This window comes from Bythopirellula polymerisocia (genome assembly GCF_007860015.1).
GTDB lineage: Bacteria > Planctomycetota > Planctomycetia > Pirellulales > Lacipirellulaceae > Bythopirellula > Bythopirellula polymerisocia.
Map to the genome: position 1 here is coordinate 64,012 of NZ_SJPS01000007.1, position 24,865 is coordinate 88,876.

Consider the following 24,865-nt stretch of genomic DNA (forward strand, 5'->3'; position numbering starts at 1 on the left):
GAAATTCCTATTCATCTTCTTCCTCAGCGTCTTTCTTCGCCGTGTCCTTGCTAATTCTATCCCCTTCGTTCAATCCCTCAAGAATCTCGACCATGTCGCCTTTACTGTGACCAAGCTTCACATCTCGGCGTTGGAGTTCGTCGTCTTCGCCAAGCACCATGACGTACTTAGTTTTCTCGTCTTCTTTGTCAGTTTGCACCAAAGCTTTCGGAATCTGCAAGGCATCTTTTTTCACGTAAGTCGTAACTTTCGCAGTACAAGACATTCCAGCAACCAACCACTCGGGCAATTCATTCTTTTCTAGATCGAAGTGCATTCCAAACTTTCTGCTAGCATTCGGAATACCCGCCACGCTCTCGACCTTCCCGGCAAGCTCCACTTCGTCATCAGCACTTGGAATAATCACCGCGTCGAGCCCCTCTTTAAACTTAGAAAAATCCTTCTCGCTCAAATCGGCTGACACGTAAAGAGGCCGTTGATTGACGATCGTCATGATCACCGTGTTAGGAGGGATCGTTCCATATGGAACCAGTTTAGACGAGAGCGTGCTAATCTCTCCCCACTTCCCATCCACACAGCGACCATAATAAACTGTCCCGTCGACCGGTGATTTCAAATCCATCAATGCCCGATCACCGAGTATTTTGGCATTCGTGCGAACGCTCTTCGCTCGCTTTTCACGCTTCTGCTCGAGTTCATACTTTCCCCGGGAGATTCCTAGCTCGCGGGCAGTTTTGGCACGTTCCAAAACTAGTTTGGCTTTCGCCAAAGTGGTTGTATAAGTCAAGTCATTCCGTGGCAGCGAAACATTCATCGTGTAGTCGCGGCTGGCTTCTTGCAATTCCAACATCAACTCGGCGGTATTAACCTCAAACTCTTGGCGGCGCAATACGATGGCCTCGGTCTCTTCGGTCAATTCATCCGCTTCGTACATCTTCTTGAGCTGAGCGAGTTCCTCGCGTTGAGATTCCAAGTCTTCCTTGGCGGAGCTGAAACGATATTCAGCGATTCTCTCAGCAAAAGGGCGGTCCGTTTTCAGATAGTACTCGTGGTCTTCGACTAATTGGTCGTAGTCCCGCATGGCTTCCCGGTAGGCCAACTCAAGCAACTTTTCCTCCCGAGGGGTTTCCTCCTCCGCGAGCATTAGAGACAACTCGTCGAGTCGCAGGTCAATCGACTCCTCAGCCAACCGGTCATCGAACTGCTCGTCGTCAAAGCGAACCAATAGATCTCCTTTCTTGACCTCCTGGCCGTGCTCGGCAGCTTCCAGCACTACGAAACGCGACCAGACATCGGGGCGAACCGCTATCTCTTGCATCTCTCTAGCAACGAAAACCCCGCTCAACTCCTCCTCGATTTTCAAGGGCTTGCGTTTTACCGTATAGGTTTTGGGCTTTTTCTCAGATTCTGTTTTCTTCGCGGTTTCGTCGGCAGACTTTTTCTCGTCAGCTTCTGATTTCTTGTCAGACTCTTTGTTATCCTCGACGTCTGCGGCGGACTCCTTCGATTCTGCTGCAATAGCGTCTTTGCCGTCTTTCTCCTCAGCTACCTTTTCGGATGCTTTTTCCTCTTTTTTTGCAGTTGCTGCATCGTTCGATGCCTCGTCAGTAGCAGCAGTCTGCTCCACGATGGCAATGGGCTTGTCGTCCGCAACTGCCGAGCCTGCCGCGAACACGATTGAAATAGTGCCCAAAAGCACAAATAACATTCTTGGGCATTCTGATAACCAAGGCATCGAGGGCTCCTCGCAAAGGATCTAGGTGAGATGACGCAGCGCTTTAAAATGGCCTATAAACAGCAAGCCGGCAAGATGGGAAAACTTTGCGGCCCCTAGATTCTAGCTCTTAGACCCGCAAGTCACTACACTTCTCTACGGAACGAGAGGGCATTTTGGGTTCTGGATTTAGTGATTGCAGCGAGGCTCGATTTGCCATTCTACTCCTATCCAGTCCTCGAAGCTGATATCGTTTCAGGCCCGTACGACGGTTGCCTGCACAGAGACAGCAAGTATCGTATCCTCCCAATCCAATTAATTGATACAACACGCAATCCTACAACCAGAGTAATTTCTGCCATGAAGATTTATACAAAGACCGGTGATGACGGTTCGACAAGCCTCTACGGCGGAATACGCGTTTCTAAAACTGATGCGAGAATCGAGGCTTGTGGAGCAGTAGATGAACTCAATGCCCTGCTGGGAGTCGTCCGAGTGAATGGCCCTTCTCCCTCGATCGACCCTATTCTTGCCCATCTACAGAATCAACTCTTCGACCTCGGTGCCGAACTAGCAACACCCGATGCTTCGGCCAAAGGTACCGACTACCTGCAAGACTCAGACGTCGCTCAACTGGAAGCTTGGATCGACCAACTGGATCCTGCGCTCCCGATGTTAAAGACTTTCATTCTCCCTGGGGGAAGTTCTGCAGGAGCGTGGCTTCACTTAGCACGTTCTGTTTGTCGGCGGGCGGAAAGAAAACTGGTGGCTCTCGACCAGAAGTCCCCTTTGCGAAGAATGGTTTTACTCTATGTGAACCGACTGGGGGACCTTCTATTCGTGCTCGCCCGGACAGCCAATGCCGAATCAGGTACCGCCGACGTTCCTTGGCAGAAATCACGCTAAGGAAAAGCCTCTTTACAGCCAAAAACCCTCTGTCAGCTACTTTACTCAAGTCATTCTTGCTCTTATTCTACTTATCTGTTGGGCCTGGCTGCTGCTGCAATAACCGCATCTATCTTGCCGGGCAACTCATCATCGATCTCAGGCGGAGGTTGTCATGTTCAATCGGTTTCATTTTGCCATTGGGGCGCTGTTCCTCACCGGCATCGTGTTGGTAGGCATTCCTGTCCAAGCCCAGGATTTGGCCGATGTCGCCGCTAAAGCCGATGAAGCGGCACTCGCGGGTCACAACGCCTGGATGTTGACTTCTTGTGCCTTGGTGCTCTTCATGACTGCACCCGGACTAGCCATGTTCTACGGTGGTCTTGTCCGGAGCAAGAACGTGCTAAGCATCATGATGCAATGTATCTTCTTGATGGGTTTGATGACCGTACTTTGGGCTTTGTATGGATACACTCTCTCCTTCGGTGGAGACAACGCCGAAGAGCTTGGCAGCTCTTTCAGTCCTTACATTGGTAATACTGACTATCTATTTATGAGAAACGTCGAAAGATCCTGGAATGAATCGACCCAGGCACCGAATGAACCGATGATAGGTGCTATCCCTCGTTATACGCATATGTTGTTTCAGGGGATGTTTTTCATCATTACTCCCGCGCTCATCTGTGGTGCTTTTGCTGAGCGTATGAAATTCAGTGCGATGGTCGTGTTCAGTATCCTCTGGGGTACCTTGGTGTACTGTCCCCTCTGTCATTGGGTCTGGGGTGGAGGAATCCTGGCTTTCGGTTCCGACTACGCAATCATGGGAGGTGCCCTCGATTTTGCTGGGGGTACTGTGGTGCATATCAGTTCTGGCGTTTCCGCTCTGATGTGCGCATTCTTATTGGGCAAGCGCAAAGGGTTCGGCACGGCTGATCTCCGACCTCACAATCTCAGCTACACCACGCTCGGAGCCGCGATGCTCTGGGTCGGTTGGTTTGGTTTCAATGCGGGAAGCGAATTGGCTTCCGACGGCCTTACTTCAAGTGCCTTTGCCGTTACCCATTTTTCTGCCGCTGCTGGCTTGTTGGGCTGGGCCTGCTATGAATGGCTCACCAATGGCAAGCCAAGCGTATTGGGTGCCGCCTCGGGTGCGGTGGCTGGTTTGGTCTGCATTACCCCGGCAGCCGGGTTCGTGAATCCGATGCCAGCCCTTCTGATGGGAGCGGCAGCAGGGGTCATTTGCGCCTTGGCCTGCGGCAAACTCAAGAACAGGTTTGGCTACGATGATTCTCTCGATGCGTTTGGTGTCCACGGCGTTGGTGGGACACTTGGAGCAGTACTTACGGGTGTATTTGCCACCCGTGCCTGCTGGAATATCGCCGAGGGAGAGCCCCTTGGGATGGTCGAAGGTGGCAGCATAATGCCAGGTCAACTTATCGCTATCGCCATAACATGGGTATTCAGCATCGTGGCAACTTTGATTATTCTAAAAGTCGTCGATGTTGCCATCGGGTTGCGAGTGGATGAGAATAGTGAAGTTCGCGGCCTCGACCTCACAGAGCATGGAGAAGAAGGTTACATCTTCGTCTAATGCAAAGTGAATAGTCGCCTTTCGCTAAGCGAAAGTAGTGCTCGACAAACAATACCAACTACAAATCAAACATAGAATCAAGGGAGTTCCCACGATGCAGAAAATCGAAGCGGTCATTCGGCATTTCAAACTCGAAGATGTCAAAAATGCCTTGAGCGATATCGGCGTCGCGGGCATGACCATAACCGAGGTCCGTGGGTTTGGCCGCCAGAAGGGACATACCGAGACCTACCGCGGAACCGAATATGCGGTCGATTTTGTTCCCAAGGTCAAGGTTGAAATTGCTGTCTCCCAGGACCAAGCCCAAACGGTCATTGACACAATCATTAAGACGGCACAGACCGGTCAAATCGGTGATGGTAAAATATTCGTCACCGACCTTTCCGAAACGATTCGCATCCGCACCGGCGAAACCGGCGACGGGGCGCTGTAAGCAATGAAGGGATGGGGGAATAGCAGGAATTTTGGAAACATGAGGGAAACCGACTTTCTCCAATCCCCCGTTCCTTCCATTCCTTAATTCCTCCTATCTCCTCTCCTACGGGAACTCGATTCATGTCAGAAAGTTCCCCTTCCGGCGATTTGCTAGCCGAACTGCGCCAAGAACTCGATCAGCGGCGGGCCGAGATCCGCGAGGTACATCAGCGCGGTCTCAGTGGGGCACAAGTCTCGGCCAAGCTCGCCACACTGCTCGACACTATTCTGATCCGACTGCTGGATGCTACTCTCTCTGAGGCGTCCGGGCCACGCGCCGCAACCCTTTCATCTCATCTGTCGGTGGTTTGCTTGGGAAGCCACGGTCGCAGGCAATGCTCCCCCTTTTCTGATGTTGACCTGATGTTTCTGTACAAGGGAATGTCGCGAAATGAAGTGGCTGAGCTATTGCGCCCGATGACCCAGGGTGTCTTTGATATCGGCCTTGATCTGGGGTCGAGCATTCGCAAGCCCGCCGAGGCCGTTCAATTGGCCCGCGAGGATACGGTGATCTGCACGTCGCTTATCGATGCACGATTCTTGAAGGGTGATCGGACTTTGTTCGAAGAGTTTCGCCTGGGCTTTGAAAAGATGGCCAAGCGCTACAGCAAATCGCTTTGCAAATCATTTCTCGAAGCACGGGCCGAGGAACGCAATCAATATGGCGAAAGCGTCTATCTGCTCGAACCCCACGTAAAGCGCTCGCGCGGGGGAATCCGCGATATAAACTTGCTCCGCTGGCTCGGATTTGCCGAGTTTGGCGAGTCCGACCCAGATCGGCTGCACCTGCTGGGGGCAATGTCTAAGTTCGATCATCATCGCCTACTCTCGTCGAGCGAGTACCTCTTGCGCCTGCGCAATGAAATGCACTTTCACGCAGGCGCGGCCTCCGACATGCTCGATCGGGCTGAGCAATTGCGGATCGCCGATTGGCTCGGCTTTCAGCAGCGAAGTGGTCTCCTGCCAGTCGAGCAGTTCATGCGGGACTACTTTCGCCATACGAACCACATTTGGCAGATGGTCCGTCGTCGAGAAGCAAGTTTGCTTTCTGTATCGACCGCTTCGCGAGTCCTTGATCCGCTGTTCGGCAAGACGGTCGACGGTGACTTTCGTGTTGGTATGAAACACATCAGCGCGACCCCGGCAGGGTTGGCCCGCGTGAGAACCGATCTGCGCGAGGTGTTGCAACTGGTGGAACTCTCCGCGCGCGAAGAAAAGCCCCTCGATCAGCCTACGTACTCAGCACTTCTTCTAGCGGCCCCCGATTTTCCTGAGCAGGTATCGGTCGAAGTTCGTCAGGCATTTTATGAAATGCTAGCCGACTGCGACTCCGTTGGCCGTCTGCTAGCGCTACTGCATGAGTTGGGCTACCTGGAAAAACTGGTGCCTGCCATGCAACACGCCCGCTATTTGCTGCAATTCAATCAATATCACAAGTACACCGTCGACGAGCACTCCTTGCGTGCGGTACGCGAGGCCGCCAGTTTTGCTAATTCGGAGGACACACTCGGCCAGGCCTACCGCGAAGTTCAAGATAAGCGCGTCTTGCACATGGCATTGCTCTTGCATGACCTGGGCAAAGGTTTTGAAGAGGATCACAGCGAGGTTGGCCGGCGGATCGCTGAGGAGACTGCCGAGTTGTTCCAACTCGATGAGCAGTCAGCCCAAGACATTGTGTTTCTGGTCCACAAACATCTGGTGATGTCACATCTGACCTTTCGTCGGGATACTTCTGACATCCGCGTACTGGAAGGCTTTGCCAGGCAGATAGGCAACGAAGAGCGACTGAGAATGCTCTACGTGATGACGTGCGCCGACTTGGCCGCCGTAGGCCCCGACGTACTGACCGACTGGAAACGCGACGTGTTAGCCGACGTCTATCTCAAGGCTTCAAAATTCCTTCGGGTCGAAGACTCCACTGACTTTCGCGCAATTCTTACCGCCCAAACGGCTGCCGTACTACAAGCACTAACACATGAGCAGCGGGGTGATGAGTGGTATGTCCGGCAGCTAGAGGCGTTGCCGGCGAGCCAGTTGGTAAGCCAGGATCCCCAGACAATTGTGCAAACGCTCGCGCGGCTCAGACCGCTTGCCGAGGGGGCAGCCGATGCCTGGTGCCAATACAACCCGGAAACCAAGGTCCTGGAGTGCTTCGCCGGTGTGAGCCGTGGTCTGGGACGCGGCGTGTTTTCCAGCATGGCAGGTGCCCTGAGCAGTGAAGGCCTCGAGATCCTCGCAGCCGATGTCGATGTGTTGGGCGACGATCTTTTAATCCTTCGCTTTACGGCGACGGAATCGCAGGCAACTAGTCCAACCACCCCCGATCGCTTAGCGAAACTCTCCAAGAATATGCTCGGCTCCCTGGAGAGCGACCAGCCACCTCAATTCCGGCGCGTCTGGGGCCAAGAACAAGAAGAGGCCTCTAAAAAACTTACTGACATGACCAACGAAGTTCGAATCGATACTTCTCTCTCAGCAGCTTTCACCATCATCGAAGTCTTCACCTTCGATCGCACGGGCCTGTTGTATTCCTTGGCCCGCAAACTACACGACTTGGGCATGTCCATCCGCCACGCCAAGATCGGCACCTTCATCGATCAGGTAGTTGATGTGTTCTATGTGACCAACAGAGAAGGTCGCAAAGTGACCGACGAGGGGACCTTGGGACATTTGAAACACGAGCTGATGCAGGTGATCGAGGAGGAGTAGTACCGAAGGCTATAGCCGCGATCAAACCTGATCGCAGGGTACCACTCCAGAGACTTATCGAGTTCTTCAGGGAAGAAGTAAGCGGAGGGGAGTCGATTTTAGCAACGAACCCCCTCAGCCAGGAAGTGGCGGCAGGAAAGAAATGAACTCCTGCGGGGCAATGTATTCATACGCCGAAGGTGTTACATTCCAAAGGCCATGGTCGCCCGTACTCGGGCGCACCCTGGGTAACTTTGCAAGAATCAAGCTTCTCCTTTGATCAAAGTGGGTGGCGTGGAAGACCACGTACACATCCTCTGCCGAGCCTGCAGGACATCCCCTTCTTCGTTGCGGAGTGAAATCGTCAGTTGCCGTGCATGTTGGTCGATTCCAAGGTATAACATCTTCGTGGTTCTCCAGTAGTAGCGGGAAGTGATAAACAGCATCCCAATTCGATAGGGGAACCACTTCTTCTTTTCAGGACTCTTTCATAGATATCACTGAAGGTTAACAACAGGCGGTATGATCTAAGCAAAGGCCCATTGCCACCAAGCATCCAAGCCGAATTAGTTCGGTAGGATGCTCAGCCGTTTATCGAGCTGACTTCAAGAAACTACGATTTCGGCTCTGCTTTCACGTAGATTTCCCTTGGAGGCTTTTCGTAGTATTTGAACATTGCGGGGCAAATCCAGCCTTCCATCGGCGGGTCGTCTAACGCGTAATAATTTCCATCCATGTCGCCACGCAACCAAGTGAGTTTCTTCTGATAGCCAGGAAAGGAATTCGCCGAAAACAACAGTCGGAACCCGTCTTTTGCGTCCAGGATGTCGGTTACTAGCACGTCCATCATCTCGGGAATGCCAACGACAAATGGCTCTCGAACTAGACCGTAGCGAGGATCGTCGAACACCCACGTACCGTTATAGTCGTATGGAGCAATCACGACGATCGCATTTGCAGGCGGGCGTCCATGGGAAAGACCCAAGAGATCGAAATACCACCCAATGCAAGCCCCAATAGCAACGAGTAAGGAAAGGGTAACCACTACTCTTAGGAGGCTGAATGATTTCGATTCTGTGGTCATTCTGAATCCTTCTCATTGCACAAGGTGTTGTGAGGCAAGAATAAAGCACATGAACAAATTGTATCTTGGAAGCTTAGACTTTGCAAAATGCCATATTTACCTCCGTACTTTTCTCGCGGCGGTGACTGCCATGGGGATTTCAAGTCCTGAATTAAAAATAATGTCAGTGCGAACGTTTTACGCACCACGCTGAGCGTGGTTTTTTTAAACGTTCTGGAGGAATCGATCCGTCGACCTGTCCGGTGAGGATCCTCGCGCATGTTCAGCAAGTAGGATGGGTGGTTCTGCTGGCAGGGGGGATGCTGAACACTCCAACATACTCTCCGCCAGCAGGTTCACCCATCTGCCTTGGCAGGAAGCCAAATGATGGGTGCGAGCACCCATCCTACCAAGCGAATTCGTGATCACCACAACAAAGTTTCCCTAAGTTGCTGTGCATATTTGCGCTGTAGACGGAGACGGGAGACCCGCACACAGCACTGAATCTCCAATTTTTCACTCGCTTTTGGGCCACTGAGTTTGATAGGGTGGATGACTGTATTGATCCAGCATGAAAGCGGTCAGCCGAGGAGAATTGCAAAGTCGAATTTGTAGCCAACTGAAGATGGCCACAGAGATCTCAGAGAAAAATACAACGAATTCTCAGTGCTCTCGGTGTTCTCTGTGGCTATGCAATCTTTGGGTTTTCTGCTTTTGCATTTTTCCTAGCGGTCAGCCATCAGCTTTCAGCCAGAAATTCCAGAGTGCGCAATACTGCCTGGCTCCTACTGACGACTGATCGCCAGAACTACCAAGTTGTTCGTGCTGCTAACGATTCAAGTTTTCGTAGTTTACGCAAGATAATTGAACGAGAGATAACTGAGGGAACGGAGGAAATGGAAAAGTGAGGTCCAACACGATTCTTCGTTAATCAGACTGGCGTAGATTTGCGTTCTTCTCTCTCAATTTCTCTTTTTCTCTGTTAGCTCCGATACCTCCTGTTCCATGATTTCTGGTTGCGGCCACGGTCGCGCTGGGGCCGTCATTTCCTGTCAGAACTCATTTTCACACTGAGAACATGTCTACTTCCTCAATCGCAGAAACCGCTGCCTCCAGCAGCTCGACAAGATGCAGAAATCGCTTTTGGCCAATACCTTTCAGCCCTGCAAGGCGACCCAGCTCCAAAGCCTTCCGAGGAGCGTTGTTACGACAAGTTGCAGCGCGACATCCAGGAGCTCACCGGCGGTTTCGACACGGATGTCGCATCAGCCATCAAAGCAATCGAGGCCAGCGATCACCGCCGCGAAACAGAGCGGACGAATAATATTGGTTTACATAACCCACCTGGGTAGACGCCCACTAGAATGACGTAAGCCTTGGATCGCTAGAGAGTTGAAGCGATTCTGGCCGGCGAAATGAGAGGGGGTTTTTTAATAAAAAAAAGAAAACGAAAAATACCAGGTGCCATCAAACTTCAATGCGCACATGATTCGTTAGCCGCGGCGCGTCCGCCCCCATCCCAGAATACCCTGGAGATCGGCAGTGCGGAGCGCGTTTATGGCCCAAGAATCGTTGTGGAAATTGGTCACCAAACCATGATAATGGACTCCTGTTCTGTGAGCGGATCGGCGCTAGCCGCCGGTAATCACGTGTTTGCGATAGCCCACCACTTTCGGACACGCGGCCAACTTGACCAAACATGACCAAGATGGAGCCTGGCTTACGCATTCAACTTCACACTCGCATCATTCGCCACGTTGACCCACACATGCACGTGGGGCGAGCCGCGGAAGTGCCAGACGAACGACGGGCCTTCGAGCCGCCAGTTGTCCCACACGCCGTCCTTGCCGATGTCCCCTTGCTGGTAGAACGCCAAGTGACAGGCATCGAGACCACCTTGCTGGTTCAAACAGGCAATCACCTCGTCGCGGTCGTTTTGGCGATAAGGTTCGACAAGTTTGCGAAGCACTTCCTGCACTCGTTCTTTTTGGTCACTGGAGAACTCGGTGAGAGGAATGCCCTGATACTTTCCCTTGGCACCTTGGAAACCGACTCGCTGCTCGCGCGGGAGGCCTTGCTTTACCAAAGCCAGTTGTTGCTGCTTGCCATCGAGGGCTTGATACAGGTTGTTTGCCTCAACAGCCTGTGGCCAAAACACATTGCCGGGGTGCGTTGGCCCTTCGTCAAATCCATCGGCGGCGTGACCGTAAAAGATTGGCCCGCCAAAGGCGACATGCTCGGTCGTATTGCCGTCACAGCGGACCGTCATGTGGCGGCCCGTGAGGACGAATTCAAAGTGTTCGCCCCCCGGTTCACCGAAGATGGCGATGCTGTTCTGCTCGCCAAAGCCGCCGGAGTCGTCGTCAAGTTGTTGATCGATCTTCGCATGCCATTCGCGCCTGTAGAGACTCTCAAACACCGCACGGATTATGGCACGCTGGTCATCTGTGTAAAAGTCATCGTTGACGTAGTAATCAGTAATGTCCCAGTTGTTGGCGACGCGGCTACGCAGAAGTCCTCGCTCCTTGTCCTGATGATCCCAGGCGAAGCAAACCTTTTCGCGCTGACCGGGTGTGAGTGCTTCGTAAAGCAGCTTCACCAACGACTCGGAGGATTTGCCATTAGCCCCGGATGCAATCTGCTCTGCGGCGCGTGCAGCCATTGCAGGCAAGACAAGCGGGGCCGAAAGTGCAGCGCCGCCGACCAACGCAACTTTGCTCGCCTGTTCGAGAAACACTCTGCGATCAACCGCAGGGGAATCAGCATCGTCGCAACAAGAATTCCAGGGATTCATAGATAATAACTCCTCATCAGAAAGTTGACCAGAAAGTTCACGTTACCAAGAAATCATTAGACCTCATGCTGGAACCATCGGCAAACGGGTAATCGCATTCCTGCGCAATGAACCGTGCTCAAGTGGGTGCGTTGGCATAATCCCTACAACAGTTCTTAAGTGATTGATGTTTAAAAAATGAAAAGGTGGTCAGGCCGCAGGAAACTATTCTACGCTTTTGTACGGCAGGATAAGAAGAGAGTTTGTCTAGCTAAAACTGCGGATATTCTGAAAATGGCTATCGGTCTCGAAGAGAAGACGTCTCGAACTGCTAATCCTGCGCAGCGGAAGTTCATTTGCATCCCGATTTCTGTGTTTCAAGTGAATCAGAATTCGCAGGTCGATCTCTATCTCAAGATTGAAGGCAATCAGTCACCTGTCCTTTATCGTAGTGCTGCAATTCCTATCTCCTCCAGAGACATCGAGGAACTTCGCCGCAATGGCCATCGGGCACTGTGCGTCGCGAGTTCTGATTTTTCCAGACTCGATCGCGCCCTGAACGAATCACTGCACGAAGTCCTCGCCAATCAGGAAATTCCTCCTGCAGAACGGTTCGCCATTCTTCAGACAGCTGCAGCGATGGAAATGGACATTGCCTTTCATATGATCAAGTGCGATCGCATCGTGACAATGTCCCAGCGGATTGCCAAACACATCACCAGCTTACTAAACGGAGAGCATCTGGTTCCACAGCAGCTCTTCGCCGTCGTACAGCACGACTACTACACCTATACCCATGTCATCAACGTAGCCGGCTTTGCTACTTTGCTCGCGGATCTTTTGGGTTTTAGCGATCCCAAGTTGAAAGAGCAAATCACGATTGGCGCATTGCTACACGACATTGGCAAGCGATTTATTCCTTCGAGTGTACTCTGCAAAGAGAACAAACTTACCGAAGAAGAATGGCAGTTGATAAAGTCCCACCCGCAGCGTGGTTTCGAAGATCTTTGCGAGCGAATCGATTTGACTCAAGAGCAATTGTTGATGGTCTATGAACACCACGAACGATTTGATGGCAAGGGATATCCCGTCGGTCTGGTGGGAGAAGAGATTCACACCTGGGCCAGGCTCTTGGCAGTCGTTGATGTGTTTGATGCCGTCACAAGCGCTCGACCCTACCGTAAGCCCATGAGTCTGTCGCAGAGTCTCAATTACCTCGAATCGAATTCAGGCTCACACTTTGATCCGGAGATGGTCCAATGTTGGGTATCAGCAATGAAACTGACCTGAACGAGCAAGTTTGGCAATCACTTACTTCTCGTACGGTACTGCTATGCTCTTTTGAGGAGTATCTCCAATCGGAGAGGGACCAACCATTCATAATCGAATCTAAACGGCTCTATGCTAGAAGGTCGTTGCACAAGATTGCGATCGCTATGCTTGGGGGAAATCGCCATGCTTGCTTTGCCAAAGACATTTCACGCATGGGCGTGGGGTTCTATGCCCCGATCAACATCTTGCCCAAGAAAAAAGTGACCTTGTGGTTCGCAGGAGGAAAAGTTCTCCAATTGTCTATCACTCGCTGCCGGCGTCTTGGAGATAAGTGCTTCGAGTGTGGAGGCACATTTCAGTTGCCTGCTAAGATTTCAAGACCTCACTTGTGCAGGTCTGCCTAGGAGCAAATGCAATGACTACCGTTAAAGAAATCATGAGTACATCGCTGCGAACCCTGGCACCCAACAGTTCACTCGGCGAGGCCATCGAACTATTGGCTAAGCACAAATGCAGCGGGGCACCCGTGGTTTCCAACGGTAGCGTAGTTGGTATGATTACGGAACTTGAGTTGTTCGACGTGCTCTTCGATCCTGCGCTACGTGATTCGCCGGTCTCTGAATTTATGACAAGTCAGGTGTGGACCGTTGCGGATGAGGACTCGTTGGGCCATGCCGCCCACATGTTTGCGCTCTATGGCATTCGGCGTCTTCCTGTCCTGCGGGACGGCAAGTTGGTGGGGCTGGTTTCGCGCCGCGACGTCCTCCTGAGCGTACTTTGTAACAATCCTTCGGCCTGCGAAACGATGGCTGGGTTTATCCCATTCTTGGATGAGCCGACGGCCGATGGCACTAATCAAGAAGAATTCCTGCTTGATTGTCCTACTTAGAAAGACTGTTGAATCTAAGGGTTACCCTCTTGCACACGAAAGATTCGGGTGTTCTGTCGCACTCGCTTTTTCTTCACTCCGGCGCTACACTTACAAGAGATCAGTCGTCTGAATGAATTCCCAAGCTTGAGTATTTGTGGTCATGAGTGAAGAACAATCCGAATCGGCCGCTAGCGGCAACTATCCACAACTCGACGCCAAGGATACCGACCGCAAGCTGTCGCAGTACTACTCCAATAGTTTTACAAGGTATTCCGACTTCGATCCGTTGGCAAAGGGAGGTTCTGCGCTCTTGCGGACATGCCGGGACAACAATCTCGGGCGGATGGTCGTGATGAAGACACTTCATCCGCACTTGGCTCAGAATGAATACATGCGAGCCCGGTTCCTGCGCGAGGCACGCGTCACCGCCCAACTGCAACATCCGGCCACCGTGCCCGTCTATGAGATTGGCCACGATATCGAAGGGCGCCTGTACTTCACGATGAAGAGAGTCGAAGGGGAAACCCTGCGAGAGATTCTAGAACAGCAGTGCCTCGGAGATGAACAGGCAATTGCCACCTACAATCTCGACCGTATGTTGGGCCTGATCATTCAGGTTTGCAATGCACTGTCGTATGCTCATGTCCACGGTGTGGTGCATCGTGATGTGAAACCGGAAAACATCCTGATCGGATCCTTTGGTGAAGTCATGTTGCTCGACTGGGGAGTTGCCAAAGTCTGGGCAAGCGAGGATCCTGATCTGCCCGAGATTGAACACGAGGTGCTCACGGACGTGGGTCAGCGCCCTGGCACGCCGCTCTACATGTCACCTGAGCAAATCCGTGGAGGCGGCGACGAAATCGATGAACGCACCGACATCTACGGAATCGGAGTGGTGTTGTACGAAGTACTCACTTTGAAAGAACCCCATCGAGGCGAGAACATTAATGAAACTTTTGAGATGATTCTCAAAGAAGAGACCATCCCCCCCGAAACGCGAGCGCCGAAACGCCAAGTCCCTAAGCGACTCTCAGCCATCGCGATGAAGGCATTGGAAAAAGACCCGGCCAATCGGTTTCAATCAATGGCTGAACTGATCGATGCACTTCGAGACTTCCGCAGCCGTGTGTTCCAATCGCTGACGGGATACTGATGCTGCGACTACCTCTGACACTTCGCACAGAAAAAAGTTGCACGTTGAGCCTGCACGATCCGCTCGATAATACTTCGACGACATCGTAAACATGGTTGGCCAGCACGGGCGTAGACACGATGCTGATTCTGATAGCCACCTTGTTTGTTGAGTGCGTTGCGATAGGTGCCGTCGCTCAGCGTGGAACCTTCGTAGAGGATTGCCTCTGAGAGTACGGCTTGCGTCGCTTCGGCGAGTGTTTGCCAATGTTTCTTGGTGAGTTCGCTCGAACGTCGTTTAGGGTGAATTCGCGCAACGTGGAGGATTTCTGCCGCATACAGATTGCCAATCCCTGCGACTGCTTTTTGGTCCAAGAGCGCAACTTTGATTTCCCGCCGCGATCGACCGAGTCGCGCTCGATACTCCTCCGCAGAAATTCTTAGCGCATCGGGTCCTAAATTCTCGGGGCCAAAACGTTCGGCAAAAGATTTTGCCGAAAAGAGGTGAACATTTCCCAGCCCGCGGCGGTCCCAGTAATAGATATCAGAGATCGGCCCCCCTGAGAGTTCCAGTCGCAACCGCAAGTGCTGCCTTGTGGGAGCATCCTCGACCAGAACCAGGCCTGTCATGCGTGGCTCGATGACGACTGCATCAGTGCTGTCGAGCCAGATCACAACTCGTTTGCCTGCTCGATCGATTTCGGCAATGCTCGTTCCCTCGACTCGCCGGCGAAATATTTGAAATGAAGGTTGAAAGGCAATCGGCTGCTTCAGGCAACGAGGCCGAGAGATCGCGGTAATCTGGCTTCCCTGGGCAGGTAGAATCCCGCGACACATCGTTTCGACTTCAGGCAGTTCGGGCATGCTAAGATTGTTTGAGGTGAAATGGCAGACGTCAGCTAAACCTCACTCTAACATTTCAAATCAAAGATTTCTCCCGGTTCTTGACCTCAAGCGGATGGCAATCGACAATCGAAGGTCCCTCACTAGTGCCCAACTCCCAAGAGAAACTTATGCCAACGCTATCCCAGCCAAATAACGCTCAGGTACCCGACGCCGCCGGGCGTTTCGGTGTGTTCGGGGGGCGGTACGTGCCGGAGACATTGGTATATGCACTCGATAAGCTCGTTGAAGATTATGCGGCCGCCAGAGCTGACAAACAGTTCCAGGCGGAGTTGGATGACCTGCTTCACAACTATGTGGGCCGCCCCTCGCCGTTGTACTTGGCGCGCCGACTCACCGAGAAGTGTGGCGGGGCGGAAATCTGGCTCAAGCGGGAAGACTTGAATCACACCGGTGCCCACAAGATCAACAATACCCTTGGCCAGGCGCTGCTCACTCTTCGAATGGGGAAGCAGCGAGTGATCGCCGAGACTGGGGCAGGCCAGCATGGGGTGGCTACAGCGACTGCCTGTGCCCATTTTGGCCTGGACTGCGTGGTCTACATGGGCGAGGAAGATATTCGCCGTCAGGCACCCAACGTGTTTAGCATGAAACTCTTGGGGGCGGAAGTGCGACCCGTAAGCAGCGGATCACGAACCTTGCGCGATGCAATCAACGAAGCGATGCGCGACTGGATGGCGAGCGTGGATACGACGCACTATATTCTCGGCTCGGTCGTGGGACCGCATCCTTTTCCGCAAATCGTTCGCGACTTTCAAGCTGTGATTGGCCAAGAGACCATCGAGCAGTCTCGAGCTCGATTCGCGAGCTTACCCGATCTGGTCGTCGCCTGTGTCGGCGGCGGGAGCAACGCGGCAGGAATGTTTTATCCGTTCATCGAACACACTGCAGTTAAACTGGTTGGAGTCGAAGCCGGTGGTCGTGGAAGAAAACCCGGTGATCATGCTTCTCCTTTGACTTATGGAAACCCCGGCGTCCTGCACGGCAGTTTCAGCTATGTCATGCAGGACGAAGATGGCCAGACCTGCGATGTGCATTCGATGTCGGCGGGATTGGATTACCCCGGTGTCGGCCCCGAGCATAGCTACTGGAAAGATTCGGGACGCGTGCAGTACACGAGTTGCACCGACGGCGCAGCAATGGAGGCGTTTGATGCCTTGGCTTCAAACGAAGGAATTTTGCCTGCCCTGGAGTCTGCTCATGCGATAGCCGAAGCGATGCGATTGGCGAGCACGATGAAAAAGAGTGAGCGAATCGTAGTCTGCCTGTCGGGTCGAGGTGACAAAGACGCGTCAGAACTGGCGCGTCTGAAGGGCGTCAAGTTCGGCTAACCATTCTTGCCTTAGAGTGATTCAAAATTCATGTCAGCAATTGACAAACTTTTTACAAGTCTCCGTAGCGAGAACCGCAAGGCGTTGATGCCGTTTGTCACGGCCGGTGATCCCGACCTAGAGTTCACTGGCGAGGTAATTCGAGAACTCGTCTCCCGCGGAGCTGCGATATGCGAAGTGGGAATCCCTTATAGCGACCCGATCGCCGATGGCCCGGTGATCCAGGCGTCTTACACTCGCGCTCTCGAGAAAAAAGTGAAGCTCACCGGGATTCTCAATATGCTTGGCGAGGTGGCTCCGCAGGTGCCGGCCCCGCTGGTGACGATGGTGAGCTACGCGATCATCTATCGCCATGGTGTGGAAGCATATGCCGACGAACTCAGCAATCGCGGCGTTGCTGGGATGATTGTTCCCGATCTTCCGGTGGAAGAATCTCCGCAGTTGGCGAAAATCTGCGCGGCGCGCGACTTGAGTCTCGTGCAGTTGATCACTCCCACGACTCCCCAGGAGCGGGCCTTGAGGATCGCCGCCACCTCCAGCGGGTTCATCTACTATGTGTCCGTAGCGGGAATCACGGGAGAACGAACGCAACTTCCCCCGGAGTTGGTAGACCGTGTCAGTTGGCTCCGCGAGCAGACTCCATTGCCGGTATGCATCGGTTTTGGCATCAACCAACCGGAGCATGTGCGGCTGCTTTCCCCGGTGGCCGACGGCCTTATTGTGGGCTCGGCGGTTGTGCGTCGCATCGCCGAGGCTGCCTCGAATGGTCGTCAGGCGACTCTTGCATCAGTCGGTGATTACCTCGAATCTATGCTGGCAGCGCTGAATTAGATCGCGGATAGGTATTTTTTTCTATGGTCGGTATCTCCTTTCTACCGAGATATGATAATGCGGCAATCCAGGAACCAAAAATTTGACCTTGCCTCGATGGGCAAGGTACAATTAAAAGAGGTCTCGTATGCATGTGGGTAGTGTGTCCGTTTGCGTGCGAGTGAAACGACTCCATGTCACTTGATGGAGGTCGCCCATGACCGCTGGTTCTCCGCATTCCAATCGTAGCGAAGTATTGCACCGGTTTTTTGCCGGCATCACCGAGTACACCTTCACTTCACAACTCGGCGTGGCCGATCCCCCGCTGATCGACTATCTCTCAGGACTACTGACTCACTTTGTACGGACCGACGCGATCTTTGGTCTCCGTACGCCTACCGGCGAGCGATTGTTGCAGGTTACTGACATGCTCGCCGAGGCCCAGGCACGGCAAGGCCCGGCACGTCGCCGCGTGCATCGCCACATCGGCGACTTCACTCTGTTCTGGCTAGGTGTCTACCCCGAAACCGCAGAAAACCGTCGCAAGCAAACCAAAGACAGCCTCATTAATTACAAGGACCAAGGCAAACGTAACTACTTTCTGGCCAGTCGCCTGCCTGCCGACGACAGCTCCACCCCTGACGACGTCCTGAAACGCCTGAGCGATCGCTTCGAGCTTTGCGTTTATGGCCTCGGCGAAGTTCGCAAACAATGGGCCGAGCGCGAAGGAGATGACGACGCACCAATATTGCTTGGATGATTGCAAGCAGATCTTTATACCTTGACGCTCCGAGTCACGGATAACGCGCGTTGTCCGGGTGGCGGTATCTTCCTCGCCATGTTAAATTTTGGCTGTATGCCACAGCTGAAGAGCATCATTGAACGAACCGATACCAAGGCGGGTTTTGCGTTTGCTGTCTTCATTCAATTGCTCATATTGATTTCGGTCACTACCTTCTCGATTGAAACCTTGCCCCACTTGAATCCTGTTACCCTAAAGTGGCTGAATCGTGTTGATTTTGTCATTCTGGTGCTCTTTACGATCGAGTATCTGGCCCGGTTTGTCGTGGCAGATCATCCTTGGCAATACATTCGGAGTTTCTATGGAATCATAGACTTAGTGGCCATTTTTCCATTTTGGATTGGGAATGTCATCGATCTGCGGGCAGTGCGAGTGTTTCGGTTCCTGCGGTTGTTTCGAGTGCTGAAGATCGTGCGCTACAATAAGGCGATTCGCCGTCTGTTTCGCGCGCTACACATAGCCCGAGAAGAGATCGTGTTATTCACTTGTGTAACGGGGATCTTGATGTATCTGGCGGCGGTGGGGATCTACTATTGCGAACATGAGGCTCAGCCAGAAAAGTTCGCCTCTGTTTTTCACAGCCTGTGGTGGGCGGTCGCCACGCTGACCACGGTAGGCTATGGCGATGTCTATCCAATTACGGTGGGAGGCCGGTGCTTTACTTTTTTCATTCTGATCATCGGGTTGGCGGTGGTCTCAGTGCCTGCTGGTTTGGTGGCGGCATCCTTGCAAAAGGCGCGCGAGATGGAAGAAGCGGAGAAAGGGTATAAGTAAAAGGAAGAATTGCACAGAGATTACAATCCCTGGGCATTGCGTCCTGAAATTTAATGAAGCAGCTGTAACATGATGAAGCGAAAATTGGAGACTCCGTATAGGGCGTGGTCTTTTGTGTTGCAGCGGGGTTGATGTTGCGAGTCGGTTGGGTGTTCTTACCTGGACATATCGGCGCCTATTATGTCTCCGAGGATTTTTCCAAGGTTCGCGAGCAGTTTTACCTGTGGATCTGGATGTGTCGAGTGCGTATTTGTGGCATGGTTATTACGGCGATCACATTGTTGGCAGTGGCAGCTATACTCGCGGAGGAATCTTTGCCGGATTGCGATTTGGCCAGGGGTTGGCGAAGCGACGGGGGTGGCGATTGGGAGAGTTGAGAGTTGAGTGTTGAGGGATATCACTTGCCCGCGGATTGCAAAATCTGGGCGATGGGAGAAATTGCTTCTCGGTTTTTTATTGCTGAAAGTAGACGCTGTTGTGTAGGATGGATACTTGCGAAGCTCTGATATGCAGGGAGCGTTCCATCCTGACACTTATGGCGGAGGATTCAATGATCACGAGATGGTTTGGTTGTGTCGCAGTTTGTTTTGCGACTTTAGCGATCTTGGTTAGCACACAGACTGTTCATGCTGCACCACAGGCAGTTTCATTCGTCGGCCAGACAATTGATCAAACTAATTTTCAATCGCTGGGATTTGGTCAGGCGGGATATTACTTCGCGCAGTTCTCCGCGAGTACACCGGTGACGGAAAAGGCACCGCAGGATAACATGCGATTCGCCCTGCCCAGTTGGGCAAGTATGCAGTTCGACATTTCGCAATCGGATCGCACTTTTTCTGGCGATGCCGGCTACTTTTCTGGCGATACCATGGATCCGTTGGATACGATGGCCCCGTTTGGTAATCCACTCGTTTTTGGCGTCTACTCTAAAGGGGGTCAGCCTTCCTGGGACACGTTTACGCTGCCCAGCGGGGAGCAGGGATTATCCGGTTCGCTGGTGGATCTGAATACGAGAAACAATTCCAATAATTCAGTGAACAGGATTTCGCTGGGTCCAGGGGTTCCGACATCATTCCTGCTAAGAATCGTAGTAGACAACACGAACGGAGAACATGACTCAGTCGCTCGGCTCAATCCTCGTGGTGCCAGCAACGTGGATCCGAGTGTCGATGTCGGTGTGAATCTAACAGGCTTGACCTTCAACGGAACCACGGACGTCTATACGTTTCGATACGACAATTTCACAGCCGACGATTTCATTAAGATCCGCTTCAACTCCGGAGTCGTCGGTGAGGCAGCCGGATTCGCTGGGATCATGTTTGATGTAATACCTGAACCGTCGACGATGGCGATAGTTGTGGCGATGTTGGGAAGCTTTCTATGTTTTCGCGGGCATCGGAAGCTGGAAACTGAGAGTTGAGAGAGAGTGGCGTCGGGAGAAAAGAAATCGCCCAGGGAGTGCAATCCCTGGGCGTTGCGAAGAGCGGTTCTCAGCCGTTATTTAGCGGCTCAGTGTGCTGAAGTTGCCTCCTTTGATGATCGGGGTGACTGCCTTGCGGTAGACCTGGGTGACTCCGTTGATGGATTCCCAATTTCGAAGAGCCAGATCGCGGACGTAGGCATTGTTCCATCGACTGACGGAATCGTTGCCACCTTCTCCATCCAAGATCATCTCATCGGCTCCGACATATTCCATTTTGAGCGAGTCATCTCCTTCACCCAAGTAGGCGAAGAAATCGTCTGCAGCACGGACATCAGTAAGATTGAAGGTGTCATTTCCGGCGTCTCCAAAGAGCACGATGTCGGTTCCTGCGAAGACACCGAGCATCCGAAGTTGATCGTTTCCACCACCCAAGGAAGTGTTGATGTGGTGACTGACGTAAGTGCTTCGCATGTCGACAGTGTCGGCATCGTTCTCGGCAATGTTGTCGTAGGCGTAGACATTCAGGTGACCACGCACATAGGTCGATCCTAACGCATTGGTGTTGAAATTGATCGAGTCAGCCCCAGTTCCCGCGTAGACGTTGAGATAGTCGATGCCTATGCCATCACCGATGGTCGAGGACGAAACATCGATGTAGTCATTGCCACCTTTGGTGTAGATATTGAGATAGTCCTTTGTGGTGACGCCAAAGAATCGCACGCTGTCGTTACCTTCACCAGTGTCGACACTGAAATAGCCTCCATAATTGGCATTGAAGATAGTTTTGTCCAAAACCACATTATCTGAGCCTCCACCGGTGTAGATATTGGATCCAGCGCGCGTGGAGACATTGTATAACTTGACCAGGTCTGCATCGCCCGGGTCATTCGGATTTGACGAGGCGGTGTTAATAGAGATGGTATTGAATTTGTTGACGACATTGCCTGTTCCCACGATGATGCTGTCGTTGCCGCCTCCCAAGTAGACGACCAGATGGCCAACTTGTTGGGAATAGGTGGGGATATTGAAGTCTTGGTAGGGGAGGCCATTGACGAGCGTCTGGCCGCCTCCTTGATTTGCAGTTCCTTGGACCCGCACCAATCCGTTCGAGAGTTGCGAGACCTGCACTGCATTGGCGGTGCCCGCCTGCCCGGAAGCCTCGTTGACGTAAAGGTTGCCGTTGTTCATATAGGCCGCTACGTCGCCAGCCATCATTTGGCGTTCTTCAAGACGTTCCATTGAGAAACTTGGTCGGTATGACGAACTGTGCTTGCGAGATTTCATGGAAAGGTTCCTTGTGAGAGAGGGTCGTTTGGTTCGTTAGCAGGTGCCGTAATCGGCTCAAATTGAATGAGCGTAGGGACGCGAGAAGTGTTACAGGGGAAAGCAGCGTGCTAGCAGGGGTGGTTCGGCCTTGCAGGGCTGGCGGGGTTTGGGGAAGATTCGCCGGTTTTGGTCCGTGGCCCGTGGTTCGTTGTCAGTAGATGGAATCTCGAAACAAAAAGAAGAGTGTGCAACGCCTAGCGCTTAAACGCCCAGGGATTGCAATCCCTGGGCTTTGCTGCGCTTTGGTGGTCGCACTTATGTCGGGATGTCATCATTTTCAAGAGGCACCTGTGCCGCTGACGGCGCCAGTGGTAGGAACCGCCCAGCCAACGTTTGTAGCACCTGGCGGAGCGAACTCCCTTTTTCAGGCACCACAAATGGGACAAACCCAGTCAGAGCCTACAGTCACCCAAGGAGTGTTAGTCCCCGTTGTGAACGAAGACTTTGCCTGGGAACAGATCGTCGACGTCGTAGACGACTACTTCCGAGTCGATCAAGAGAATCGCGTGCAACTGGTGGGCAATGTGCTGACCGAGGGTCGCATCGACACATTTCCGCAGGTCGGCTCAACACTGCTCGAGCCCCAGATGCGTGACTCCGTGGGGCGCTACAATCTATTCGAAAGCACTTTTCAAAGCATTCGCCGCCGAGCGGAGATCAGGGTAATTCCCCAGCAAGGGGGCTGGTTTGTAGAAGCGATTGTACAAAAGGAGATTGAAGACCTGCCACGCCCCGAGAACTCTACGGCGGGGGCGGCCGTATTTCGTAGCGACAACTCACTTCGCAGTAACATGAATGAGCAGGTCAGTCGCACCCGGCCGAGTGCCTACTGGATCCCGCTGGGACGGGACTGCGAAGTTGAACTACAGATGCTCGAAGATATTCAAGAGCGACTGACGAACCCGAGGGAGTAAATGACCAATTTGCATCGACCAATGACCAACGACTGATAACCAACCACTAACCACCGACCACTTCTCCCCGAGTCTCACCGGTGGGGACGCCCAGTTTGGGCAGTGGGACCGTCTGCGCCTTCTGCTGGAATACTGGTAGGCGGATGACAAACGCGGTGCCGCGGCCGACTGTGCTTTGCACACGTATGCGGCCCTGGTGGGCATCGATGATGTCTTTGCAGGTGGCCAATCCCACTCCAGTGCCCCCTTTGCCAGTTTCGTCGGGGCCGGACTTCGTGGAGAAGTAGCGGTCGAATATCTTTGGCAATTGCTCGCGGGGAATGCCACTGCCGGTGTCGCGGATCGTGAGATCAACAGAGTTGCTGGCTCCGTCATGAGCGAGTTGCAACAACAGTTCGCCTCCCATGGGCATGGCCTGGCGGGCGTTGGTCATCAGATTCAACAGGACCTGCTGGATCTGATTCCCGATGGCGCGGACGCAAGGAACCTCAGCGAATTCGCGGCGGACATTGACTCGATACTTGGTCATCTCGCGTTCGAGCAAGATGAGCGATTCGTTGATGAGTTGGGACAATTGCGTAGGGGCAAATTCCTCCTGGCGATTGCGGGCTAGGCCCAGGACGCTGTTAGTGATCTTCTCGGCACGCTGAGCGGCGGCGAGGATTTTGGTGAGAGCCTTGTCGCGGGTTGGTTCATCTTTGTGGCGTAGGCCAAGCTTGGCGTAGTTGAGAATGGTCATCAACACATTGTTGAATTCGTGCGTAGTTGTGCCAGCCAATTCGCCGAGGGCAGCCATCCGCTGGGTCTGGGCAAGTTGCCGTTTCAAGAGTTCGATTTCCTGTTCGGGAGTTAGATTTCTGCCTGACATTCGTGCTCCGTCCGGTTTCGACTTTGATTTTGGACCAATAGTTAAACACGCCTCAGTTTGCCAAGTCGTGCTACTCTCGCTCGCTTGACTGAAAGGAATGATTTAACTTGTTTCGTGATTAAGACTTAGCTCATCTCTTCACTCATTACTTTCTATCGACGGATTCGCCTGGGCGACTCAAACCGAAGACGCTACAATCCCGGCCCGCATTTTGGAAAATACGAAAGGGAACAGTCTTATGCATACGGCGAAACTGCTATCACTGGCGCTGGAGACGGCACGAAGTGCGGGTTACGAGGTTCGCGAAGAGGTGCTCGACGGTGCGGGTGGCGGACACTGCGTAATTCGTGGAAAGAAGTGTTTGCTGTTGGACATGACGCAATCACATCGTGAGCAGCTAAGCGATGTGGTAGATGCATTACGCGCAGAGCCAGATTTGATCCTGGGTAATTTGCACCAACTAGTGCTAGCGACTCTGCAGGAACCCACAGCCGAGGCGGCGTAGACGCGGCGAGCCAGAAGCGTCAGCGCCTGGAGCTAATGGCGAGCCAAACGCGTAATCTTCTGGCATTGCGGGACGTGCCAGAGGCTTACGCACCCGCCTCGCCTAGATAAAGTCCATGCTCACGGATGTACTCTGCAACCGTTTCAGGCACCTGTGATTGCCATTCTTTGCCTTGGGCGATTGCTTCGCGAATCGATGTGCTGCTGATCGCTAGGGGAGGCATCTTCACTTCAAGAGACTCAATCTCAGCCAACCGAGAGGGCGAGACTATTTCACTCAGATGCCCGAAATTTGGTGCGGGCTCCCCGGCACGATTAACTACCAGGGGCGTGGCAAGTCGGCAAATGTCGGCCGGGCGGCGCCAAAAAGGAAAATCGGCGAGCGAATCGGCACCCAGCAATAAAAACCATTCCGACTCTGGATGAGTATCTTTAAGGTGCGTTAAGGTATCGATGGTGTAGCTCATGCCGCCGCGCTCGATTTCGTGAGTGCAAATCTCGCAGTTCATACATTCGGCGAGAGCAATCTCTAGCATCGCCAATCGATCGGCATTCGATGCAAAGGGTCCCCCAGGCTTGAAGGGCTGATGTGCCGTCGGGACAAACCAGACTCGATCGAGCTGGGCCTGCTCGCGGCAACTATTGGCCAGCGCAAGGTGTGCCCGATGAACGGGATCAAAACTGCCGCCGAAGAGTCCGATTTTCATGGGAGCTTGGGAGTCTGGGGAAATTGTCGCGCTGTGAAACA

At 53.0% G+C, this 24,865-nt stretch carries 24 protein-coding genes; 16 read left to right on the forward strand and 8 right to left on the reverse strand.

The window, feature by feature from the left end:
• Positions 1 to 7: 7 nt before the first annotated feature.
• Positions 8 to 1,735 carry an HlyD family efflux transporter periplasmic adaptor subunit gene (locus Pla144_RS19420; RefSeq protein ID WP_146452378.1) on the reverse strand — a complete coding sequence of 576 codons (1,728 nt, stop codon included), beginning with the start codon at positions 1,733 to 1,735 and terminating at the stop codon, positions 8 to 10.
• Between the two features lie 339 nt (positions 1,736 to 2,074).
• Between Pla144_RS19420 and Pla144_RS19425 the strand changes: the two genes are divergently transcribed.
• The 4 genes from Pla144_RS19425 (at position 2,075) to Pla144_RS19440 (ending at position 7,373) form a co-directional block, all read left to right on the forward strand.
• On the forward strand, positions 2,075 to 2,620 hold the full coding sequence (locus tag Pla144_RS19425; RefSeq protein WP_146452379.1) for a cob(I)yrinic acid a,c-diamide adenosyltransferase: 546 nt from the start codon (positions 2,075 to 2,077) through the stop codon (positions 2,618 to 2,620).
• A 154-nt stretch (positions 2,621 to 2,774) separates the two neighbouring features.
• Complete coding sequence (locus Pla144_RS19430; protein ID WP_146452380.1) at positions 2,775 to 4,190, forward strand: ammonium transporter; 1,416 nt, start codon at positions 2,775 to 2,777, stop codon at positions 4,188 to 4,190.
• A 94-nt stretch (positions 4,191 to 4,284) separates the two neighbouring features.
• Positions 4,285 to 4,623, forward strand: a complete 339-nt coding sequence (locus tag Pla144_RS19435) for a P-II family nitrogen regulator (protein ID WP_146452381.1) — start codon at positions 4,285 to 4,287, stop codon at positions 4,621 to 4,623.
• Between the two features lie 122 nt (positions 4,624 to 4,745).
• Positions 4,746 to 7,373: a [protein-PII] uridylyltransferase family protein gene (locus Pla144_RS19440; RefSeq protein ID WP_146452382.1), complete on the forward strand. Its 2,628-nt coding sequence runs from the start codon at positions 4,746 to 4,748 to the stop codon at positions 7,371 to 7,373.
• A 242-nt stretch (positions 7,374 to 7,615) separates the two neighbouring features.
• On the opposite strand, the gene Pla144_RS24750 is transcribed toward Pla144_RS19440, so the two are convergent.
• Positions 7,616 to 7,756 carry a hypothetical protein gene (locus Pla144_RS24750; RefSeq protein ID WP_197530876.1) on the reverse strand — a complete coding sequence of 47 codons (141 nt, stop codon included), beginning with the start codon at positions 7,754 to 7,756 and terminating at the stop codon, positions 7,616 to 7,618.
• 209 nt (positions 7,757 to 7,965) lie between these two features.
• Entirely contained in the window at positions 7,966 to 8,436 is a 471-nt protein-coding gene (locus tag Pla144_RS19445) for a DUF6717 family protein (protein WP_197530836.1), read from the reverse strand.
• A 995-nt stretch (positions 8,437 to 9,431) separates the two neighbouring features.
• On the opposite strand from Pla144_RS19445, the gene Pla144_RS19450 reads away from it, so the two are divergent.
• Positions 9,432 to 9,767 carry a hypothetical protein gene (locus Pla144_RS19450; protein WP_146452383.1) on the forward strand — a complete coding sequence of 112 codons (336 nt, stop codon included), beginning with the start codon at positions 9,432 to 9,434 and terminating at the stop codon, positions 9,765 to 9,767.
• A 368-nt stretch (positions 9,768 to 10,135) separates the two neighbouring features.
• On the opposite strand, the gene Pla144_RS19455 is transcribed toward Pla144_RS19450, so the two are convergent.
• Positions 10,136 to 11,209, reverse strand: coding sequence for a DUF3500 domain-containing protein (locus tag Pla144_RS19455; protein WP_146452384.1), 1,074 nt, complete (start codon positions 11,207 to 11,209; stop codon positions 10,136 to 10,138).
• 273 nt (positions 11,210 to 11,482) lie between these two features.
• On the opposite strand from Pla144_RS19455, the gene Pla144_RS19460 reads away from it, so the two are divergent.
• The 3 genes from Pla144_RS19460 (at position 11,483) to Pla144_RS19470 (ending at position 14,484) form a co-directional block, all read left to right on the forward strand.
• A complete protein-coding gene (locus tag Pla144_RS19460; protein ID WP_197530837.1) occupies positions 11,483 to 12,478 on the forward strand; it encodes an HD-GYP domain-containing protein in 996 nt (331 codons plus the stop codon).
• A 397-nt stretch (positions 12,479 to 12,875) separates the two neighbouring features.
• Entirely contained in the window at positions 12,876 to 13,349 is a 474-nt protein-coding gene (locus Pla144_RS19465) for a CBS domain-containing protein (RefSeq protein ID WP_146452386.1), read from the forward strand.
• Between the two features lie 142 nt (positions 13,350 to 13,491).
• The gene (locus Pla144_RS19470; RefSeq protein ID WP_231936453.1) at positions 13,492 to 14,484 is read left to right on the forward strand and encodes a serine/threonine protein kinase; all 993 of its coding nucleotides are present in this window, start codon (positions 13,492 to 13,494) and stop codon (positions 14,482 to 14,484) included.
• Positions 14,485 to 14,492: 8 nt separating this feature from the next.
• On the opposite strand, the gene mutM is transcribed toward Pla144_RS19470, so the two are convergent.
• Positions 14,493 to 15,326, reverse strand: coding sequence for a bifunctional DNA-formamidopyrimidine glycosylase/DNA-(apurinic or apyrimidinic site) lyase (mutM, locus tag Pla144_RS19475; protein WP_146452387.1), 834 nt, complete (start codon positions 15,324 to 15,326; stop codon positions 14,493 to 14,495).
• 149 nt (positions 15,327 to 15,475) lie between these two features.
• Here mutM and trpB point away from each other — a divergent pair, with 149 nt between their 5' ends.
• The 6 genes from trpB (at position 15,476) to Pla144_RS19505 (ending at position 20,502) form a co-directional block, all read left to right on the forward strand.
• Positions 15,476 to 16,696, forward strand: coding sequence for a tryptophan synthase subunit beta (trpB, locus tag Pla144_RS19480; RefSeq protein WP_146452388.1), 1,221 nt, complete (start codon positions 15,476 to 15,478; stop codon positions 16,694 to 16,696).
• Positions 16,697 to 16,726: 30 nt separating this feature from the next.
• A complete protein-coding gene (trpA, locus tag Pla144_RS19485; RefSeq protein WP_146452389.1) occupies positions 16,727 to 17,527 on the forward strand; it encodes a tryptophan synthase subunit alpha in 801 nt (266 codons plus the stop codon).
• Positions 17,528 to 17,723: 196 nt separating this feature from the next.
• On the forward strand, positions 17,724 to 18,266 hold the full coding sequence (locus Pla144_RS19490) for a hypothetical protein (RefSeq protein ID WP_146452390.1): 543 nt from the start codon (positions 17,724 to 17,726) through the stop codon (positions 18,264 to 18,266).
• A gap of 21 nt (positions 18,267 to 18,287) precedes the next feature.
• Positions 18,288 to 19,082, forward strand: coding sequence for an ion transporter (locus tag Pla144_RS19495; protein WP_231936454.1), 795 nt, complete (start codon positions 18,288 to 18,290; stop codon positions 19,080 to 19,082).
• A gap of 104 nt (positions 19,083 to 19,186) precedes the next feature.
• Entirely contained in the window at positions 19,187 to 19,459 is a 273-nt protein-coding gene (locus tag Pla144_RS19500; protein ID WP_146452391.1) for a hypothetical protein, read from the forward strand.
• A 173-nt stretch (positions 19,460 to 19,632) separates the two neighbouring features.
• Positions 19,633 to 20,502 carry a hypothetical protein gene (locus Pla144_RS19505; RefSeq protein ID WP_146452392.1) on the forward strand — a complete coding sequence of 290 codons (870 nt, stop codon included), beginning with the start codon at positions 19,633 to 19,635 and terminating at the stop codon, positions 20,500 to 20,502.
• An 81-nt stretch (positions 20,503 to 20,583) separates the two neighbouring features.
• On the opposite strand, the gene Pla144_RS19510 is transcribed toward Pla144_RS19505, so the two are convergent.
• Positions 20,584 to 21,789: a hypothetical protein gene (locus Pla144_RS19510; RefSeq protein ID WP_146452393.1), complete on the reverse strand. Its 1,206-nt coding sequence runs from the start codon at positions 21,787 to 21,789 to the stop codon at positions 20,584 to 20,586.
• 299 nt (positions 21,790 to 22,088) lie between these two features.
• On the opposite strand from Pla144_RS19510, the gene Pla144_RS19515 reads away from it, so the two are divergent.
• Positions 22,089 to 22,745 (forward strand): hypothetical protein, encoded by a 657-nt coding sequence (locus tag Pla144_RS19515; RefSeq protein WP_146452394.1) that lies wholly within the window; start codon positions 22,089 to 22,091, stop codon positions 22,743 to 22,745.
• A 46-nt stretch (positions 22,746 to 22,791) separates the two neighbouring features.
• Here the strand turns inward: Pla144_RS19515 and Pla144_RS19520 are convergent, their stop codons facing one another.
• Positions 22,792 to 23,613, reverse strand: a complete 822-nt coding sequence (locus tag Pla144_RS19520; protein ID WP_146452395.1) for a sensor histidine kinase — start codon at positions 23,611 to 23,613, stop codon at positions 22,792 to 22,794.
• A gap of 238 nt (positions 23,614 to 23,851) precedes the next feature.
• Between Pla144_RS19520 and Pla144_RS19525 the strand changes: the two genes are divergently transcribed.
• Entirely contained in the window at positions 23,852 to 24,118 is a 267-nt protein-coding gene (locus tag Pla144_RS19525) for a hypothetical protein (RefSeq protein ID WP_146452396.1), read from the forward strand.
• Positions 24,119 to 24,203: 85 nt separating this feature from the next.
• On the opposite strand, the gene nadD is transcribed toward Pla144_RS19525, so the two are convergent.
• A complete protein-coding gene (gene nadD / locus Pla144_RS19530) occupies positions 24,204 to 24,824 on the reverse strand; it encodes a nicotinate (nicotinamide) nucleotide adenylyltransferase (protein ID WP_146452397.1) in 621 nt (206 codons plus the stop codon).
• Positions 24,825 to 24,865: the final 41 nt, after the last annotated feature.

Excerpts from the sequence above, each read along its gene's own strand:
- Pla144_RS19420 (WP_146452378.1), bottom strand. The coding sequence starts at position 1,735 with ATGCCTTGGTTATCAGAATGCCCAAGAATGTTATTTGTGCTTTTGGGC.
- Pla144_RS19425 (WP_146452379.1), top strand. The coding sequence starts at position 2,075 with ATGAAGATTTATACAAAGACCGGTGATGACGGTTCGACAAGCCTCTAC.
- Pla144_RS19430 (WP_146452380.1), top strand. The coding sequence starts at position 2,775 with ATGTTCAATCGGTTTCATTTTGCCATTGGGGCGCTGTTCCTCACCGGC.
- Pla144_RS19435 (WP_146452381.1), top strand. The coding sequence starts at position 4,285 with ATGCAGAAAATCGAAGCGGTCATTCGGCATTTCAAACTCGAAGATGTC.
- Pla144_RS19440 (WP_146452382.1), top strand. The coding sequence starts at position 4,746 with ATGTCAGAAAGTTCCCCTTCCGGCGATTTGCTAGCCGAACTGCGCCAA.
- Pla144_RS24750 (WP_197530876.1), bottom strand. The coding sequence starts at position 7,756 with ATGTTATACCTTGGAATCGACCAACATGCACGGCAACTGACGATTTCA.
- Pla144_RS19445 (WP_197530836.1), bottom strand. The coding sequence starts at position 8,436 with ATGACCACAGAATCGAAATCATTCAGCCTCCTAAGAGTAGTGGTTACC.
- Pla144_RS19455 (WP_146452384.1), bottom strand. The coding sequence starts at position 11,209 with ATGAATCCCTGGAATTCTTGTTGCGACGATGCTGATTCCCCTGCGGTT.
- Pla144_RS19460 (WP_197530837.1), top strand. The coding sequence starts at position 11,483 with ATGGCTATCGGTCTCGAAGAGAAGACGTCTCGAACTGCTAATCCTGCG.
- Pla144_RS19465 (WP_146452386.1), top strand. The coding sequence starts at position 12,876 with ATGACTACCGTTAAAGAAATCATGAGTACATCGCTGCGAACCCTGGCA.
- Pla144_RS19470 (WP_231936453.1), top strand. The coding sequence starts at position 13,492 with ATGAGTGAAGAACAATCCGAATCGGCCGCTAGCGGCAACTATCCACAA.
- mutM (WP_146452387.1), bottom strand. The coding sequence starts at position 15,326 with ATGCCCGAACTGCCTGAAGTCGAAACGATGTGTCGCGGGATTCTACCT.
- trpB (WP_146452388.1), top strand. The coding sequence starts at position 15,476 with ATGCCAACGCTATCCCAGCCAAATAACGCTCAGGTACCCGACGCCGCC.
- trpA (WP_146452389.1), top strand. The coding sequence starts at position 16,727 with ATGTCAGCAATTGACAAACTTTTTACAAGTCTCCGTAGCGAGAACCGC.
- Pla144_RS19490 (WP_146452390.1), top strand. The coding sequence starts at position 17,724 with ATGACCGCTGGTTCTCCGCATTCCAATCGTAGCGAAGTATTGCACCGG.
- Pla144_RS19505 (WP_146452392.1), top strand. The coding sequence starts at position 19,633 with ATGATCACGAGATGGTTTGGTTGTGTCGCAGTTTGTTTTGCGACTTTA.
- Pla144_RS19510 (WP_146452393.1), bottom strand. The coding sequence starts at position 21,789 with ATGAAATCTCGCAAGCACAGTTCGTCATACCGACCAAGTTTCTCAATG.
- Pla144_RS19515 (WP_146452394.1), top strand. The coding sequence starts at position 22,089 with ATGTCGGGATGTCATCATTTTCAAGAGGCACCTGTGCCGCTGACGGCG.
- Pla144_RS19520 (WP_146452395.1), bottom strand. The coding sequence starts at position 23,613 with ATGTCAGGCAGAAATCTAACTCCCGAACAGGAAATCGAACTCTTGAAA.
- Pla144_RS19525 (WP_146452396.1), top strand. The coding sequence starts at position 23,852 with ATGCATACGGCGAAACTGCTATCACTGGCGCTGGAGACGGCACGAAGT.
- nadD (WP_146452397.1), bottom strand. The coding sequence starts at position 24,824 with ATGAAAATCGGACTCTTCGGCGGCAGTTTTGATCCCGTTCATCGGGCA.